The sequence below is a fragment of the Kribbella hippodromi genome (assembly GCF_039531045.1).
Lineage (GTDB): Bacteria > Actinomycetota > Actinomycetes > Propionibacteriales > Kribbellaceae > Kribbella > Kribbella hippodromi.
This window is the reverse complement of the sequence record NZ_BAAAPH010000025.1, coordinates 42,320-59,394: the sequence shown is the minus strand read 5'-3', so window position 1 is coordinate 59,394 and position 17,075 is coordinate 42,320. Positions and strand designations below refer to the sequence as shown.

The window sequence follows — 17,075 nt, the reverse complement described above, 5'->3', positions numbered from 1 at the left end:
TCACCACGCGGGCCGAGGCCCCCGTCCCCGGGTTGGTGGAGAACCTGACCACCGGCTTGGTGAGGAACCTGACCACCGGGCTGATGAGGAACCTGATCACCAGACAGGTGGGGTGCCGGGTCACCGGCTGATTGGGGAACGTGGTCACCGGGTGGGTGGGGAATGTGGTTACCGGGAGGCGCCGCGGAGTCGGTCGGCTTTGGTGCGGGCTGGATCTCGCCGTTCACCCACAGGAGCATCAAGCCGAGGGCGTGCTTGCACGGGAACTTCCGGGACGGGCAGGAACATTTGTACGCCGGTCCACCGAGGTCGACCATGCATCGATACGGCTCTTTCCCACTCCCGCGGCAGAGCCCCCACACCACCCGCTCAGTCGCGCCGTACTCCACCCACTTCGCACCGACAGCCAGCCCCTGCCCAGCCTTGACAGACGCAGCATCAGACGCCAGCCCCAGCACCCGCTCCACGTCCCACAACCCACACCACTCCTAACCCACCCGCCTACCCCGAAGCATGCCACCCACCCCCGACACCCCACGAGAACCCCCACCCAGCACGCGAACTACAAACCCCACGCCCCCCACGCCACACGCGGCGCGACCCCGCGACCCCGTGACTGCGCGACTGCGCGACTGCGCGAAGCTGCACCACTCACGGCGTCACCACGGCCCCGCCGCCCAATGGTGTACGGAACGATGCTCCCGTCCACCGGTCCACCCGTCCACCCGTTCACCCGGCTACCCGGCTACCCGGCTATCGAAGTGCACGCGCAACACCCCGGCAGCGCACCATCGGCCCGGCAAGGAGATCGCTCCTGGTCCGTACACGAACCACAGGGCAGGCGGCCCGCCCCGTGGTTGGTTCGTGTACGGACCGGTCTCGGCGTGTGACCCGGCAAGTGCCAGACGGATGGCACATCAAGTACGCAGCCAGGGGTTGACCCCTGAGACAGAGGGTTGACCCCTCGTATTTTCAGGGGCCAACCCACCACCTCAAGGGCCGGCCCGCGAGAGTACGTGGGTTCAGCCGAAGGGTTGGCGGTGAGGGGAGTCGTCGGGGTAGCCGTTGCCGGCGGGCGGGTGGGGGGTGGTGGAGGCGTGGGTGGAGGCGTGAGCGGGAGTCGTGCCGTGGGCTGGCGTGGTGCCGTGGGCGGGAGTGGTGCCGTGGGCGGGAGTGGTGCCGTGGGCTGGGGTGGTGTCGTGGGTTGGCGGGGTGGTGGGGGCGGGGGTGGTCTCGTGGGTTGGCGTGGTGGTGTGGGGTGAGGGGGCTGCGTGGGTTGGGGTTGTGGGGTGGGTGATGTGTGGGGGGAGGGTGGTGTGGGGTGCGTTCGAGGCAGCGGGTGCGGGGGAGGTAGAGGGTGTGGTGGAGGCGGTGGGCGGGGTGGTGGAGAGGTTGGCTCGGACTATGCCCAGGAGGTGTTGTTCCACGGATTGGAGTTCGGTGATTCGGGTGCGGATTTCTTGTTCTTCGGCGCGGGCTTCGGTGAGGAGTTGGGTGGCTTCGGATTGGGCCGCGAGGCGGAGTTCGTCGGTTTCGGCGCGGGTGGTTTCGCGGAGGTGGTCGGCTTCGGATTTGGCGGTTTGGCGGAGGTGGTCGGCGGTGCGTTGGCTGGCGCTGAGGACGCTCAGTTCGTAGCGGCGGAGTTCTTCGGAGAGGTCGCCGGTGGGGCGCTGGGAGTCGAGGAGCGCGGCCGCGGGGTGCGGGATCGCGGCACCGGGCAGGGTGCCTTCCAGGTCGGCGATCTGCTGGTCCACCCGGGTGAACAGATCGGCTACATCCGTACGCATCTGGCGGATGGTGTCGGCGGCAGCTTGTACGTGCTCGTTGGCCTGACGTTCGCGCTCGCGAGCAGTACGTTCCGCCGAGGTGATCACATCCAGAGCAACCACCGCAGCACGCGCCGCGGGATCATCCACCACCTCATCAGAAGAACCACCAGCACCGGGTACGGCGTACTCCGCGGATGCCCCGCCGACCCCGGTCGACGCTCCGGACTCGGCCGCACCAGCGGGCGCACCGAGGGCAGCGGAGGCACCAGCTGCCCCGACCGCTGCGGGTGCGGTGGTCGAGGCACCGCGGCCGTCGAAGGTGCCGCCGGGCCCACCGCTGACTGCGAAGTCGGCGGACGTGGCGGGGCCGGCGGATGCGCCGCTTGTTGCAGAGGTGGCGTTCGCGGAGGAGGCCGAGTCAGCGGATGTGTTTGTTGGGGTGGGGGTTTTGGCTACGGTTTGGCGGAGGGGGACTTCTTTGATGAAGAGGACTGCCAGCAGGCTTACTACCGCGGCGCCGGCGGCGATGATGAAGATTCGGCCGGTGGCGTCGCCGTAGGCGTGGCGGACGATCTCGGCGACAGGCGCGGGAAGAGCGTTGACGTCCAGAACACTCCCCGATCCACCCTTGGCAGCAGCCTCGGCACCAGGGCCCAGCGCTCGTAGATGCTCGGCGATCAGATCAGTCACCCGGGTCGCCAGGATCGCGCCCAGCACCGACACCCCGACCGCCCCGCCAAGACTCCGGAAGAACGTGACGGTAGCGCTGGCCGCCCCGACCTCGCTCACATCCACAGTGTTCTGCACAGCGAGGACGAGGTTCTGCATCGTCATCCCCATGCCGATGCCCATCCCGAGCATCCCCAGCCCGACGTACCAGTACGGCGACGTGTGGTCGATCGTCCCCAGCACCCCAAGCCCGGCGGTAAGGAACAACCCACCGATCACCAAGTACCGCTTCCACTTCCCGTACCGCGTGATCAGCTGCCCAGACCCGACCGACCCAAGGAACGAGCCGAACATCATCGGAATGGTCAGCAACCCGGCTTCGGTCGCGCTGTACCCGCGCGCCACCTGGAAGTACTGCCCGAGGAACACCGCGCTGCCGAACATCGCGATCCCCACCGAGAGGCTCGCGAGGATCGCAAGCGCGGTCGTCCGTTCCCGCACCACTCGCACCGGTACGAGTGGCTCGCGGGCGTGCGTTTCGACGACGACGGCCAGTACGCCGAGGAGTGCGGTACCGCCGAGGTACGCGCCGGTCTGCCAGGACCACCACGCGAAGTGCTGCCCCGCGAACGACACCCAGATCAACGGCAGGCTCGCCGCGCCGGCGATCAGGATTGCGCCGAGATAGTCCATCCGTACGCGACGCTTCACCACCGGCAGGTGCAGGAATTTCTGCAGCACGATCAGCGAAACCACAGCAAGCGGTACGCAGACGTAGAAGCACCAGCGCCAGCCGAGCCATGACGTATCCACGATGACGCCGCCGACGAGCGGACCGGACACGGTCGCGAGCGCCATCACGGCGCCCATGTACCCGGAGTACCGGCCGCGGTTCCGGGGTGGGATCGCGGCGCCGATGATCGCCTGCGCGAGCGCCATCAACCCGCCCATCGCGATGCCCTGCAGGACGCGGGCGCCGATCAGGAACGGTACGTTCTGGGACGCGCCGGCCAGCACCGAACCGACGACGAACGCGACGATCGCGACCTGGACCAGCAGCTTCTTGCTGAGCAGGTCGGACAGCTTGCCCCACACCGGCGTGGACACGGTCATCGCGAGCAGGCTGGCGGTGACCACCCAGGTGTACTGGGTCTGCGAACCCTCGAGGTCCGCGATGATCGTCGGCAGCGCGTTGCTGACGATCGTCGAGCTGAGCACCGCGGTGAACAACGCCGCGAGCAGCCCGGCGAGGATCTCCAGGATCTCCCGGTGCGACAGCTCCGGATCGCCGGGCGGCCCCGAAGCGCCCGGGGGCGGGCCGGCGGGGGCCGGTTCCGGGGTCAGGTCCGGGTTGCCGCCGTCCGCGTACCGGGACCGGTAGCGGGTCGGCTTGGTGGGGCCGGCGGGTGGTTTCGCCGGCGAGGTCTGGGTGGCAGACATCGGCTTCCGTTTCGTACAGCGGGGTCGCTACGACCGGGGCAGTGGCGGGCACTGTCCCGGGGCGGAAACGGCTGTCTTGTCCTCACGCAGCCCGATATTTGGTTGCAACTCCCAACAATAATCCCGCGCTGTCAGCGACCGCTCACCGGGCGCCACCAACCAGCCGGCGGGCCCACGCCGCGCGAATTATGAGACGGGCCCTTCTCGGAACGCGATTTCCCCCGTACGATCCGGTGCTTGTTGAGTAATCAACACCGACCCTCGGCGGTGCTGTCAGGGCCCGCCGAGGGTCCTTCACATGAACGCGCGAACCAGCAGTTCGACACATTCCGCGGTCGGGCTCGTACCAACGACCAACTGCCCTGGCGCGCTCAGCGGCGGCGCGAACGGACCCATCCACAGCGCCCCCTCGGCCGCCCCACACGCCGTCCCGTACACGACGGTCCAGGCCTCCGCACCGCTCGCCATCTCCACAATCGCGGCCTCGAGATCCTCCACCGCCCGCCCGATCACCGGCTCGAACCCAGCCGCCCGGCACTCGCCGACCAGGTGGTCATGCAGCCACGCATCGGCAGGCAGCCGCAGCGGAAGCCCCGCCAGGTCGATCAGCTTGACCCCGTCATCCGCCCGGTACGACGCGGGCACCAGCACCGAAAGCGGATCGCGCCAAAGCTCGACCACCCGCAGCCCCGCGACCGCGACCTCACCACGGACAAACGCGAAATCAAGTTCACCGGCCCGAAGCGCGGCCAGGTACTCACCGGTGGTGCCAGAGGTCAGTCGGACCTCAAGATCGGGCGTACTCGCGCGAAGCACGGCCAAACCACGCTCCAGCCGATCGCGAAGCCCCGGCGCGGTACCGATCCGCAGTACGCCGGAACGCCCCGACGCCAGCTCCGCGGCGACCTCAGCAGCATGATCCGCGGCCGTCAGCACCGCACGCGCCTCGGCCAGCATCCGTTCGCCGTCGCCGGTCAGTCGCACATGCCGCGACGAGCGATCGAGCAGCCGCAACCCGAGCTCGCGTTCGAGCCGCGCCACCTGCTGACTGACGGCGGGCTGGACGATGTTCAGCCGCTCGGCGGCCCGGCCGAAGTGCAGTTCCTCGGCAACTGTGACGAAGTACCGCAGCTGTCGCAGCTCCATCGAGCACCTCCGGCGATCACGATCCCTTATCGCTGCACAGCGTAACTGCGTCTGGGTCGGCGGCCGCCGGGCTCGTTGACTGGTGGACATGAGGATCGGACTGTGGATCGAAGAAGAGGGCAAGAGCATCGCCGAGCTCGGCGCCGTCGCGAAGGCCGCCGAGGACGCCGGGATCGACCGGATCTGGTTCAGTCAGCGGCTCGGCTGGGACGCGCTGACGTTGATCGCCGGCGTCGCGCCGTACACGTCGACGATCGGGTACGCGGTCGGCGTGGTGCCGGTCTATCCGCGGCACCCGATCGCCCTGGCGTCGCAGGCACTCAGCGTGCAGGCGCTGACCGGGAACCGGTTGACGCTCGGCGTCGGCTCGAGTCACCCGCACATGATGGAAGGGATGTTCGGTCTGTCGATGGAGCGTCCGGCCGCGTACGTTCGCGAGTACGTCGAGGCGCTTGGGCCGCTACTCACAGGTGAGCCCACCAGCTACGAGGGCGAGCGCGTCATCGCCCGCGGCCAGGTGCAGATCGCGGGCGCCGAGGCGCCGGAGCTGATCGTGGCGGCGCTCGGGCCGCGGATGCTGAAGATCGCCGGCGAGCTGACTGCCGGTACGACGACCAGCTGGGCCGGCCCCGAGGTGATCGAAAACTTCATCCGGCCGACCATCGACCGCGCCGCGACCGCGGCGGGCCGCCCCGAACCGCAGGTGATCGCGGGCGCCTGTGTCGCGATCACGGACGATCCGGATACGACACGGGCGTGGATCAAGTCGCGGTTCGGCATGGCAGGCGAGATGCCGGCGTACCGGGCGGTGCTGGACCGCGGTGGCAAGGCCGGGCCCGAGGACACTGCCGTACTGGGCGACGAGGAGACAGTCGCCAAGGAGCTCAAGCGGTACGCGGAGGCCGGCACCACCGAGTTCCTGTTCTGCCCGGTCGGAACGGACGCGGAGGTCGAGCGCACGACGCGGTTCGCCCTCGACTACGCCTGAAGCGCGTTCGAACCTGAAGCGCGTACAAACGCCCAGCCCAGCTCCGACGTCCCCACACAAGGACCGCTGCGGAGACAGGATGGGTTGATGGACCTTCAGGACGTGGTGCAACGCCGGATCGACGAGCTGGCCGAGACCGAACTCGGGCTGCAGGTCGCCGCGTACAAGAATGGTGAGCTGGTGGTGGACGCGGTCGCCGGCGTACGGCGGGACGCGCTGTACTTCGCCGCGTCCACCGGCAAAGGCGCGTCCGCGACGGTGGCGAACGTCCTCGTGGATCGTGGCGTACTCGACTACGACGCCCCGATCGCGACCATCTGGCCCGAATTCGCCGCGCACGGAAAGGACCAGGCGACGCTCCGGCACGTATTGACCCACTCGGTCGGCCTGCCCGCGCTGCCGCCGGACGGGACCCGGGCCTCGCTCGCGGACAAGGACGCCCTGGCCGAGTACTTCGCGAACGCCGAGCCGTGGTGGGAGCCGGGTACGAAGCTGACGTACCACGCGGAGACGTTCGGCGTACTGGTCGGCGAACTCGTCCGCCGCGCGACCGGCCGGACGATCTCCGCCGTACTGAAAGAAATCCTGACCCCACTCGGCATCGAGAACGACGTGTACTTCGCTCTTCCGGCCGACCAGGCCCACCGGCTGGTGCCCTTGGTCGAACCGGACGGCGCCGAAGCGACCTTCGCGATGCTGGCCGAGATGTTCAACCGCACCATCCCGCCCGCCGTCCAGCCGCGCGCCGCCGTAGTCAACCGCCCGGAAGTACTGGCCACCGAGGACCCGTCCTGCGGGATCCTCAACGCGTACGGGATCGCCACCCTCTACGCCGGACTGATCGGCCCGGTGAACGGCGTCCAGCTGGTCCGCCCCGAGTCCGTACCGGTGATCACCGGCCCCGCGCTGGTCGCGCCGGACGAGCTACTCGGCAACCCGGCGACGATGGCGCTGGGCTATCCGATCGGCCGGTTCGGCTCGAGTGCGGAGGAGAGCCCGGCGTCGTTCGGGATTCCGGGCATGGGTGGCAGCGCCGCCTGGGCGGACACGCGCTCGGGCGTCGCGTTCGCGTTGACGCGGACGCTGTTCGACCCGACCGGGTCGGGCTCGGCGATCGAGATCGGCAACCTGGTTGCGAAAGCTCTTTGCTGAAAGGCCTTTCAGGTAAGGGCTTTCAGCTGTTGAGCTCCCGCACAGCGTGCTGGTCGATCCAGACGAGATGGCCGTGGTGGCTGACGAGAACTTCGTCGGCACCGGCCGTCCCGGTCCGGCGACCCAGTTCTTGGCCTGCGATCCAGCGTCCCGCGATCAGGATCTGGACGGCGATCGGCCGAGCCGGGGAAGGGGCTACGGGCATGGCACCTGCTTCTGGACAGGGGCGGATGATGGAGAGGAGGTTTGGGGACTGGTTTCCCAGCCAGAGCAAAGCCTACAACCGCCGCGCGACGAACCGTTAGCCGTAACTCGAACTGACCGCCCGCCGAAGGGAACCCGATGCCGTCCCAGCCCATCTTCGTGGTCCAGTTGCACGACGCCCGGCGCCGGCACTACGACGTTCGGCTCGAGGTGGACGGGGTGCTCAAGTCCTGGGCGGTGCCGCGCGGCCCGTCGCTGGACCCGGTGGTCAAGCGGCTCGCGGTGTTCACCACCGACCACGATCTCGAGTACGCGTCGTACGAGGGCGTGCACCGGGACGCGCAGTACGGCAGCGGTGCCGTGATCGTCTGGGACGCCGGCGTCTACACGAACCTGACCCGCGACGACCGCCGGCAACTGGTCGACCCGGCCGAGGCGATCGAACGCGGACACTTGAAGGTGCAACTGCACGGCCTGAAACTCAACGGCGCCTGGGCTTTCACCCGGACCAGCGCCGACTGGCTGCTGGTCAAGGTGAAGGACGCGGACGCCGATCCGATGCTCGATCTGACCGTTGCCGAGCCCCGATCGGTGCTGAGTGGTCTAACCATCGACGAGCTGGCCGCCGGCTGAACCGGTTCGCCGGTGGACCTGCCCGGAACCGGCCACGCGTTCCGGGGCCGGCCTGTTGACCGGCTTCTGAGCCGGTGCCAACACTGGTGCGTATTCCTGCTCCTTCCAACCGCCCGGAGGACAATAATGCGCAAATCTGCGGCGCTGCTGTCCGGCGTACTCCTGGCAGCCCTGCTGCCGCTGCCGGCCGACGCCGAACCGCCCCCGATCTGGACCCGCGACTCGTCCGACCGCCTGTTCCCGTACGAGACCCGCCCGGCCGGAGCGTCGTCGACCCTCGACCTCTACGCGGCCCGGAACGAGACCGAGGCTGCCCAGATCGCGGTCCGCCCGGCCGCCGACGTGCAGAACGTCTCGGTCGCGACCACGCCGCTCACCGGTCCGGACGGCGCGACGCTGACCGACATCAGCGTCCGGCGCGAGTACCTGCATCCGAACGTCGTCGACGCGTACGGCGGCATCGAAACCGACGGCACCGGCTCGAAGTACTACGACGCACTGGTCGAGAACACCCCGCGGACGCTGGCCGCCAACGTGACGCAGCCGTACTTCTACAGCGTGCACGTACCGGCCGGCGCCAAGCCCGGCGTCTACACCGGATCGGCGACCGTGAAGAGCGACGCGGGCAACACGACCGTACCGGTCCGGGTCACCGTCTACCCGGCGACGCTGCCGCCGACCGACCAGTCGCACTTCAAGATGGACAACTGGACTACCTCGGCCGGGTGGGACTACGACGGCACGATCAAGGCGATCCCGTTGCAGTACGGCGTGCGGATGTACGACGCGAACTGGTGGCGCGTGATCGAGGCGATGGCGCGGAACCATGCCCGGCACCGGAACAACGTGGTCTTCGCGGACTTCCAGGCGCTGCTGATTCCGAATACCACGATCGATGCGGCCGGGAACTACACCTTCGGCTGGCAAACGTTCGACAAATTCCTGAAGATCTACCAGGACGCCGGTGCGCTGCAGTGGATTCACACGCCGCACCTGCTGAACGGCAGCACGGACTCGCGCGGTTCGGAGGTCGAGACGCTGCAGCGCGCCGCGGACGGTTCCACCCACATGGTCACGCTGCCGAGTGGTTCGGCGGAAGCGACCGCGTACCTGAACAAGGTCTTTCCCGCACTCAAGCAGCACCTGGACCAGCTCGGCCTGACCGACAGGTTCTACATGAGCGCGAACGACGAGACGATGAAGTCCGTCGACACGGACGCGGCCAACTGGCTGTACGCGATCTACCGCAAGTACTTCCCGAAGCCGCTGCTCAACGAGGCCACGTACAAGATCATGGACCCGCCGGCCACCGTCACCGCGGACACACCGATCGTCGATCTGTACGAGAACAACGTCGGGTACTTCCAGACCCGGAAGCAGAACGGCACCGAACTCTGGCTGTACAACTCGGGTCAGCCGGGTGGCACGTACCTGAACCGGCTGATCAAGATGTACCTCAACAAGACCAGGCTGATCCCGTTGCTGGCGTGGAAGGCCGGTGCGGCCGGCTACCTGCACTGGGGCTGGAACTACTGGTACAACGGCACCAACACCCCGATTGACACCTTCGACGACGCCCAGACCGGTGACTACTTCCTGATCCGGCCGAACAAGGCGGCGTACGACATCTACGACAGCCTCCGGAGCGAAGCCCAGACGGACGGCATCGAGGACTACGAACTGTTCACTCAGCTGGCCGCTACGAAGCCCGTACTCGCGAAGGCGCTGGCGAACTCGTTGCTGATGAACTCGTTCACCGTCGACAAGTCGGGTGTCGCGTCGGACACGGTGCACCGCCAGGTCCTGGACGCATTGGCCGCGGGCGGCGACGATCAGGCCTACCCGTACGCCGACGACTTCTCCGGCGGATCGCAGGCCTGGACGCCGAAGGGTGGCAGCTGGTCGGTCTCCGGCGGTGCGCTGACCCAGACCGACACGTCCCGCTGGGACATCGTCAGCGGCCTGAAGGGACGGGCATACGGCGATCTGGCTGCCTCCGTCGACCTGCAGATCCGCGGGGTCAACGCCTCCGGCGGCGACACCAACTGGGCCGGGATCGTGATCCGCAACCTGAACCCGACCGACTTCGACAGCGGCTATCTGATTGCCCAGCGCAACAATGGTGAGGTCTTCGTCTATCGCAACGGAACGACGCTCGGCAAGACGCAGAACCCGGGCTACACCGCCGGCCAGGTCACCCGGCTGCGGGTGGTCGCGCGTGGCACCAAGCTCACTGTGTACGCCGGAACGAAGCAGCTCCTCACCGTCAGCGACCCGAACTACACCGCCGGCGGCATCGGTCTGGCCAGCGGCGGGGTGAACGTTGCCTTTGACAACGTACGGATCAACCCGGAGGTCAACCCGGCCGAAGGCACCAACGTGACCACGTCGTCGTCGTACGACCAAGACGGCTGGAGTGCTCAGGCAGCCGTCGACGGGCAGCGTACGTCCGACGCGGCGTCGATGGGGTGGACCAGCGACGTCGGCACCACCGCCCAGTTCGACCTGGACCTCGGCAAAGTGCGGTCGATCGGCCGGGTCGATCTGTACCCACGGACCGACGGCAACAACACCGGCGCCGGCTTCCCGATCGACTACAAGGTCGAGGTGTCGACGAACGGCTCCGCCTGGACAACGGTCGCGTCCAGAACGGGTCAGCCACGGCCGAGCGGCGTCCAGACGGTGCCGTTCGCGACGCGGGACGTCCGGTACGTACGCGTGACCGGGACGAAGTTGAGTCCGGATCCGGCCGGCGCCACGCGGATGCAGTTCGCCGAGGTCGAGGTCGCGGGCGGCAACCTCGCGGCCGGACGTCCGGTCACGGCGTCGACCTCCTCGGAGTACCCGAATGAAGGCTGGCTGCGGTCCAATCTGACTGATGGCTCACGACAGTCGCGGCTGTGGAACTCCATGGGCTGGACCAGCGAGTCGGTCCCCGCCGGCTCGCCGCAGTCCGTACGAGTCGACCTTGGCGGTCCGAGCCTGGTGAACCGGATCGACCTGTACGGGCGGACCGATGGTGCAAGTACTGGCCAGGGCTTCCCGATCGACTACACCGTGGAGACGTCCACGGACGGTACGACCTGGACGCCGGTCACCTCTGTCACCGGTGCGCCGCAGCCGGGAGCCGGTCGGGTGACGTACACCTTCGCGGATCGCACCGCGCGGTACGTGCAGGTACGCGGGACCCAGCTCCGCCCTGACGGGGAAGGTGGCTACCGCATGCAACTCGCTGAAGTGGAGGTACGGCAACAGCCCGCCAATTGGCGCCGCCACCGACGGCACTGAAGTATGGCCCCGGCCGCAGCCCGCGGCCGGGACTTCCTCCTAACGCCCCTCCGGAGGGAACATGTCCACTATCCGATTTCGCGGCCGACGGGCGTTGCTCGTCGTTGCCGCACTACTTTCCAGCGCTTTACTCGCAGCACCTCAAGCATCCGCAGCTACCAACCAGTTCGCCGGTGTGAACTGGGCTGATCCCCGCGACAACTACGCCGACGACGCAGTCGTACCCAGTGGGCTGTCGACCTCGGACAGCTACAACACCACGTACGCCAAGGCGGATGCGATCATCCGCGGGTTCCACACCCAGCTGGCCGCCAACACGGTCCGGCTGCCGATCAACCCGTACACGGTCAACGGCTCGTACTGGAACTCGTACACCGGCGCGATCGACGCCGCTGTCGCCGACGGGTTCAAGGTGATCCTCAGCTACTGGGAGGGCGCCGCGCACAAGGACGGCCTGGTCGACGACGCCGACGCGTACTGGACGATGTGGAACACCGTCACCAGCAAGTACGCGAACAACAGCGCGGTGTACTTCGAGCCGATGAACGAACCGTTCGGCTACAGCCTCAGCGCCTGGTCGGATCTCGTCGCGAAGTGGATCAGCAACTACTCGACCGTGCCCAAGAACCGCATCTTCGTCAGCGGCACCGGGTACAACGACAACGTCACCGGTGTCTGCGCGGACAGCCGGTTCGACGGTACGTACCTGTCACTGCACCACTACGGGTTCTGGGCCTCCAGTCAGACCAGCTACTCGTGGTGGGTCAACGACTTGAAGAGCCGGATCGGGTCCTGCGCCTCTCGTACCGTGCTGGACGAGTGGGGCGCGCCGATGACAACAGGTGTGAACTACAACGGCGCGATCAACGGGGACGCCTACATCGCTTACATGCAAGCTGATTCCGACACCTTGCGATCGCTGGGCATGGGATCGGTGTACTGGCCCGGCCTACGCAACGGTGACAGCTACAGCATGACCACGCTCGGCGGCAGCGGTACCAACTTGTCGCTGACCCTCAACAACGTCACCGGCATGGGCAGGTTGCGGTGGTCATGGGGCATGGACAACCAGCAGTGGACCCGTAGCTAGACCCTAGTCCCGGAGGCCCTTCTATGCGTACCCCCGCAGCTCTACTGTCCGGCGTACTACTGGCCGCGCTGCTCCCCCTTCCGGCCAGCGCCGCACCACCCTCGGTCTGGACGCACAACTCGTCCGACCGGCTGTTCCCCTACGACACCCTCCCGGCACGGGCATCGTCCACGATCGACCTGTACGCGGCCCGCAACGAGACGGAGGCTGCCCAGATCGCGATCCGCCCCGCGGCCGACGTACAGAACGTGTCGATCACCACGACCCCGCTGACCGGACCGGGCGGCGCCACACTGACCGACATCACAGTCCGGCGCGAGTACCTGCATCCGAACGTGGTCCCGATCGGCGCAGGCGTCGAGATCGAAGGCACTGGCTCGAAGTACTACGACGCCCTGGTAGAGAACACCCCGCGTACGTTGGCCGCCAACGTCACGCAGCCGTACCACTACAGCGTCCACGTTCCGACCGGTGCGACACCTGGTGTGTACACCGGATCGGCAACGGTCAAGAGCAGCGCCGGCGATACGCCCGTACCGATCCGGATCACTGTCTATCCCTCCACACTGCCACCCACGAACCAGTCGACGTTCCGGATGAACAACTGGACCACCTCCGCCGGCTGGGACTACGACGGCACGATCAAGGCGATCCCCCTGCAGTACGGCGTGCAGATGTTCGACGCGAACTGGTGGCGCGTGATCGAAGCAATGGCCCGCAACCACGCCAAGCACCGGAACAACGTGGTGTTCGCCGACTTCCAGGCACTACTGATCCCGAACACCACGATCGACACGGCAGGCAACTACACGTTCGGCTGGCAGAGCTTCGACCGGTTCCTCAAGATCTACAAGGACGCCGGGGCGCTGCAGTGGATTCACACGCCACACCTGCTGAACGGCACTACCGATACCCACGGCCCACAGCTCGAGATGCTGCAGCGTGCTGCTGACGGTTCGACCCAGATGGTCCCCGTGCAGACAGGTACGCCGGAAGCGACCGCGTACTTGAACAAGGTGTTCGCCGCACTGAAGCAGCACCTGGACCAGCTTGGTCTCACCGACGTCTTCTACATGAGCGCGAACGACGAGACCTGGGCCGGCCCGGACCGCGACGCGGCGAACTGGATGTACGCGATCTACCGCAAGTACTTCCCGAAGCCGCTGCTCAACGAGGCCGAGACGAACCTCATGGACCCACCCGCGACCGTCACCGCCGACACACCACGGCTGGACGTGTACGAGGACAACGTCGGCTACTTCCAGACCCGCAAACAGAACGGCTACGAGCTCTGGCTGTACAACTGCACGGTACCGCGCGCCACGTACCTGAACCGGTTCCTGATGTCGTACCTGGCCAAGACCCGGCTGACTCCGCTGCTGGCCTGGAAGACCGGTGCGGTCGGCTACCTGCACTGGGGCTGGAACTACTGGTACGACGGCACCAATACCCCGATCGACACCTTCGACGGCGCCCAGACCGGTGACAGCTTCCTCGTCCGGCCGAACAAGGCTGCCTACGACCTCTACGACAGCATCCGGAGCGAGGCACAACTGGACGGCATCGAGGACTTCGAGCTGTTCACCCAACTGGCCGCGACCAAACCCCTACTGGCGAAGGCATTGGCCAACTCGCTGCTGACCAACTCCTTCACCGCAGACAAGTCCGGTGACGCGGTGGACGCCGTACATCGGCAGGTCCTGGACGCACTGGCCGCCGGCGGTGCGGACCAGGTCTACCCGTTCGCCGACGACTTCTCCGGCGGGTCACAGTCCTGGGAACCGAAGGGCGGAAGCTGGTCGGCGTCGGGCGGTGCCCTGACTCAGACCGACACGTCCCACTGGGACATTGTCAGCGGCCTGAAGGGTCGCGCGTACGGCGATCTGGTTGCCTCCGTCGACCTGCAGATCCGCGGGGTAAACGCGTCCGGCGGCGACACCAACTGGGCCGGGCTGGTGATCCGCAACCTCAACCAGACTGATTTCGCCAGCGGTTACCTGATCGCCCAGCGCAACAACGGGGAGGTCTTCGTCTACCGCAACGGCACCACCCTCGGCAAAGCCCAGAACCCGAGCTATGTAAAAGGTCAGTTCAATCGGCTGCGGGTGGTCGCGCGCGGTAGCAAGATCAGTGTGTACGCGGGCCCGGCGCCGGTGCTGACCGTGACCGACCCGACGTTCACCGCCGGTGGTATCGGTCTCGCCAGCGGTGGCGTCAACGTTGCCTTCGACAACCTCCGGATCAACCCGGATGTCAACCCCGCCGAAGGAACGGCGGTGACCCCCTCTTCGTCGTACAACGGCGACGGCTGGAGCGCACAGGCGGCGGTAGACGGGCAGCGTACGTCGAGCGCCGCGTCGATGGGGTGGACCAGTGACGTCGGCGCTACTGCCCAGTTCGATCTCGACCTCGGCAAGGTGCGGTCGATCGGCCGGGTCGACCTGTACCCACGGACCGACGGCAACAACACGGGCGCCGGCTTCCCGGTCGACTACAAGGTGGAGGTGTCGGCGGACGGTACGGCGTGGACGACGATCGCGTCCCGGGTGAACCAGCCAAAGCCGACTGGCGTACAGACAGTGCCCTTCGCGGCGCGGGACGTCCGCTACGTACGCGTGACCGGGACGAAGTTGAGTCCGGATCCGCTCGGTGCGTCGCGGATGCAGTTCGCTGAGGTGGAGGTGGCGGGCGGCAACCTCGCGGCGGGGCGGCCGGTCTCGGCGTCGACCTCCTCGGAGTACGCCAATGAAGGGTGGCTGCGGGCGAACCTGACCGACGGCTCGCGACAGTCGCGGCTGTGGAACTCGATGGGCTGGACCAGCGAGTCAGTGCCTGCCGGATCAGCACAGTCCGTACGGGTCGACCTCGGCGGGCCCAGTGTGGTGAGCAAGATCGACCTGTACGGCCGGACCGATGGTGCGAGCACCGGTCAGGGGTTCCCACTCGACTACACGGTCGAGACCTCTACGGACGGAGTGAACTGGACAGCCGTCGCCACAGTCACCGGTGCACCACAGCCGGGAGCCGGTCCGGTCTCGTACAGCTTCCCGGCGCGTACGGCGCAGTACGCGCAGGTACGCGGTACCCAGCTGCGTCCTGACGGGGAAGGTGGCTACCGGATGCAGCTGTCCGAGCTGGAGGTGCGGTGAGGTCTCACCAGCCGTTGACGTGCAGCACGTCGTCCAGCGGCTGACGCGGTGCAGGCTTGAAGCTGGTCCCGACCGTGTGCGCGGTCGGGATCAGCACTGACTGCCGCACTTCCTCCGGCAGACCCAGTAGGTCGCTGATCTCCTGCTCGTACGTCATGTGCAGTGTGGTCCACGCCGTACCGAGCCCACGGGCGCGGGCAGCGAGCATGTAGCTCCACGCTGCCGGGAGGATCGAGCCCCACAGACCGGACTGGTTCCCGGCAGGAAGTGTGCGTGCAACGAGGCATGGAATGACCAGCACGGGCACCTGGCCCATCCGCTCCCCCAGATAGGCCACGCTGTCTCCCACGCGCCGCTGCACCGGCCCACGCTCCGGGTCGTCCGCATGCAGCTTCCCAGCCGCACCCGGACCGGCCAGGTACTGCTCGACCGCACGCCGGTAGTACTCGCCGATGGCCGCCCGCTGCTCCGCGTCTGTGATCACCAGCCAGTGCCACGTCTGCCGGTTACTCCCCGACGGTGCCTGCAGAGCGATCTCCAGACACTCCCGGATCAGCTCCATCGGCACGGGGCGCTCGAGATCCAGGCGCTTCCGCACCGTACGCGTCGTGGTCAGCAGCTCGTCAGGATTCAGATCGAGGGTGTAGGTCACGCCACTCAGTCTGTCAGCTGACCGTGGCCTCGGGCTTATTCGAACGGTGCGGGGTCGCCTGAGCCGACGCGAACGACCTCGGGCACGTCGTCGGAGAAGTCGACGACGGTGGTCGGCTCGGTGCCGGCCTCGCCCTCGATCACCGCGTCGATCTGGTTGTCGAGCTCTTCCTTGATCTCCCAGCCCTGGGTCATCGGCTCCTCGTGACCGGGCAGCAGCAGGGTGCTGGAGACCAGCGGCTCGCCGAGCTCCGCGACCAGCGCCTGGGTGACCACATGGTCGGGAATACGCACGCCGACGGTTTTCTTCTTCGGGTGCAGCAACCGGCGCGGTACCTCTTTGGTGGCCGGCAGAATGAACGTATAACTGCCCGGAGTTGCAGCTTTTATCGATCGAAATACCGCATTACTGATATGCACGAACTGACCGAGCTGCGCGAAGTTCTCGCAGACCAGAGTGAAGTGGTGCCGGTCGTCCAGCTGCCGGATCGTCCGGATCCGGTCGATGCCGTCCCGGTTCCCGAGCTGGCAGCCGAGCGCGTAGCAGGAGTCCGTCGGGTACGCGATCAGGCCGTCGTCGCGGAGCAGATCCACCACCTGCCCGATCGCCCGCCGCTGCGGATTGTCGGGATGGACGTCGAAGTACCTGGCCATGACCGTCGAGCTTAGCCCTTCGGCCCGGCGCCGCGCGCACGCACCGGCGGCCGGCCGGCGCCCGGCAATTCGCGGAATCATTACCAGACCTCGGCCGGAATTGCGCCGGCACCGGGCGTTTCCTGAATTTCCTTCAGTACCGGAAAACCGCCGGAAGAATTGCTGTCGATTCGCGAATTCTGGCGTATTGTTATTGCCGTTCTCCCCGGCCGGAGAGACAACACCCGGGGTTCCTCCCTTTA

11 protein-coding genes and 1 pseudogene are annotated in these 17,075 nt (G+C 67.2%); 6 read left to right on the top strand and 6 right to left on the bottom strand.

The genetic code is table 11. From position 1 onward, the window contains the following. Positions 1-245: 245 nt before the first annotated feature. The 3 genes and pseudogenes from ABD260_RS31080 to ABD260_RS31070 form a co-directional block, all read right to left on the bottom strand. A pseudogene (locus ABD260_RS31080) lies at positions 246-317 on the bottom strand (SWIM zinc finger family protein); the annotation flags it as partial. 705 nt (positions 318-1,022) lie between these two features. Next, on the bottom strand, positions 1,023-3,878 hold the full coding sequence (locus ABD260_RS31075; RefSeq protein WP_344239290.1) for an MDR family MFS transporter: 2,856 nt from the start codon (positions 3,876-3,878) through the stop codon (positions 1,023-1,025). A gap of 294 nt (positions 3,879-4,172) precedes the next feature. Further along, the gene (locus tag ABD260_RS31070; RefSeq protein WP_344239288.1) at positions 4,173-5,024 is read right to left on the bottom strand and encodes a LysR family transcriptional regulator; all 852 of its coding nucleotides are present in this window, start codon (positions 5,022-5,024) and stop codon (positions 4,173-4,175) included. Between the two features lie 88 nt (positions 5,025-5,112). Here ABD260_RS31070 and ABD260_RS31065 point away from each other — a divergent pair, with 88 nt between their 5' ends. Then, a complete protein-coding gene (locus ABD260_RS31065) occupies positions 5,113-6,012 on the top strand; it encodes a TIGR03564 family F420-dependent LLM class oxidoreductase (protein WP_344239286.1) in 900 nt (299 codons plus the stop codon). Positions 6,013-6,099: 87 nt separating this feature from the next. Continuing rightward, complete coding sequence (locus tag ABD260_RS31060) at positions 6,100-7,164, top strand: serine hydrolase domain-containing protein (protein WP_344239284.1); 1,065 nt, start codon at positions 6,100-6,102, stop codon at positions 7,162-7,164. A gap of 22 nt (positions 7,165-7,186) precedes the next feature. Here ABD260_RS31060 and ABD260_RS31055 read toward each other — a convergent pair whose 3' ends face one another. Continuing rightward, positions 7,187-7,369, bottom strand: coding sequence for a hypothetical protein (locus ABD260_RS31055; RefSeq protein WP_344239282.1), 183 nt, complete (start codon positions 7,367-7,369; stop codon positions 7,187-7,189). A gap of 137 nt (positions 7,370-7,506) precedes the next feature. On the opposite strand from ABD260_RS31055, the gene ABD260_RS31050 reads away from it, so the two are divergent. The 4 genes from ABD260_RS31050 to ABD260_RS31035 all read left to right on the top strand — a co-directional run bounded on the left by ABD260_RS31050 (position 7,507) and on the right by ABD260_RS31035 (position 15,528). Next, positions 7,507-8,001 carry a DNA polymerase ligase N-terminal domain-containing protein gene (locus tag ABD260_RS31050; protein WP_344239280.1) on the top strand — a complete coding sequence of 165 codons (495 nt, stop codon included), beginning with the start codon at positions 7,507-7,509 and terminating at the stop codon, positions 7,999-8,001. A 126-nt stretch (positions 8,002-8,127) separates the two neighbouring features. Continuing rightward, entirely contained in the window at positions 8,128-11,289 is a 3,162-nt protein-coding gene (locus ABD260_RS31045; RefSeq protein ID WP_344239278.1) for a discoidin domain-containing protein, read from the top strand. A gap of 61 nt (positions 11,290-11,350) precedes the next feature. Then, complete coding sequence (locus ABD260_RS31040) at positions 11,351-12,379, top strand: cellulase family glycosylhydrolase (RefSeq protein ID WP_344239276.1); 1,029 nt, start codon at positions 11,351-11,353, stop codon at positions 12,377-12,379. A 23-nt stretch (positions 12,380-12,402) separates the two neighbouring features. Further along, complete coding sequence (locus ABD260_RS31035) at positions 12,403-15,528, top strand: discoidin domain-containing protein (protein ID WP_344239274.1); 3,126 nt, start codon at positions 12,403-12,405, stop codon at positions 15,526-15,528. Positions 15,529-15,532: 4 nt separating this feature from the next. On the opposite strand, the gene ABD260_RS31030 is transcribed toward ABD260_RS31035, so the two are convergent. Together ABD260_RS31030 and ABD260_RS31025 are read right to left on the bottom strand one after the other, a co-directional pair. Next, positions 15,533-16,180: a nitroreductase family protein gene (locus ABD260_RS31030; RefSeq protein ID WP_344239272.1), complete on the bottom strand. Its 648-nt coding sequence runs from the start codon at positions 16,178-16,180 to the stop codon at positions 15,533-15,535. Positions 16,181-16,215: 35 nt separating this feature from the next. After that, complete coding sequence (locus tag ABD260_RS31025; RefSeq protein WP_184837622.1) at positions 16,216-16,833, bottom strand: L-threonylcarbamoyladenylate synthase; 618 nt, start codon at positions 16,831-16,833, stop codon at positions 16,216-16,218. Between the last annotated feature and the right edge of the window lie 242 nt (positions 16,834-17,075).

Excerpts from the sequence above, each read along its gene's own strand:
- ABD260_RS31075 (WP_344239290.1), bottom strand. The coding sequence starts at position 3,878 with ATGTCTGCCACCCAGACCTCGCCGGCGAAACCACCCGCCGGCCCCACC.
- ABD260_RS31070 (WP_344239288.1), bottom strand. The coding sequence starts at position 5,024 with ATGGAGCTGCGACAGCTGCGGTACTTCGTCACAGTTGCCGAGGAACTG.
- ABD260_RS31065 (WP_344239286.1), top strand. The coding sequence starts at position 5,113 with ATGAGGATCGGACTGTGGATCGAAGAAGAGGGCAAGAGCATCGCCGAG.
- ABD260_RS31060 (WP_344239284.1), top strand. The coding sequence starts at position 6,100 with ATGGACCTTCAGGACGTGGTGCAACGCCGGATCGACGAGCTGGCCGAG.
- ABD260_RS31055 (WP_344239282.1), bottom strand. The coding sequence starts at position 7,369 with ATGCCCGTAGCCCCTTCCCCGGCTCGGCCGATCGCCGTCCAGATCCTG.
- ABD260_RS31050 (WP_344239280.1), top strand. The coding sequence starts at position 7,507 with ATGCCGTCCCAGCCCATCTTCGTGGTCCAGTTGCACGACGCCCGGCGC.
- ABD260_RS31045 (WP_344239278.1), top strand. The coding sequence starts at position 8,128 with ATGCGCAAATCTGCGGCGCTGCTGTCCGGCGTACTCCTGGCAGCCCTG.
- ABD260_RS31040 (WP_344239276.1), top strand. The coding sequence starts at position 11,351 with ATGTCCACTATCCGATTTCGCGGCCGACGGGCGTTGCTCGTCGTTGCC.
- ABD260_RS31035 (WP_344239274.1), top strand. The coding sequence starts at position 12,403 with ATGCGTACCCCCGCAGCTCTACTGTCCGGCGTACTACTGGCCGCGCTG.
- ABD260_RS31025 (WP_184837622.1), bottom strand. The coding sequence starts at position 16,833 with ATGGCCAGGTACTTCGACGTCCATCCCGACAATCCGCAGCGGCGGGCG.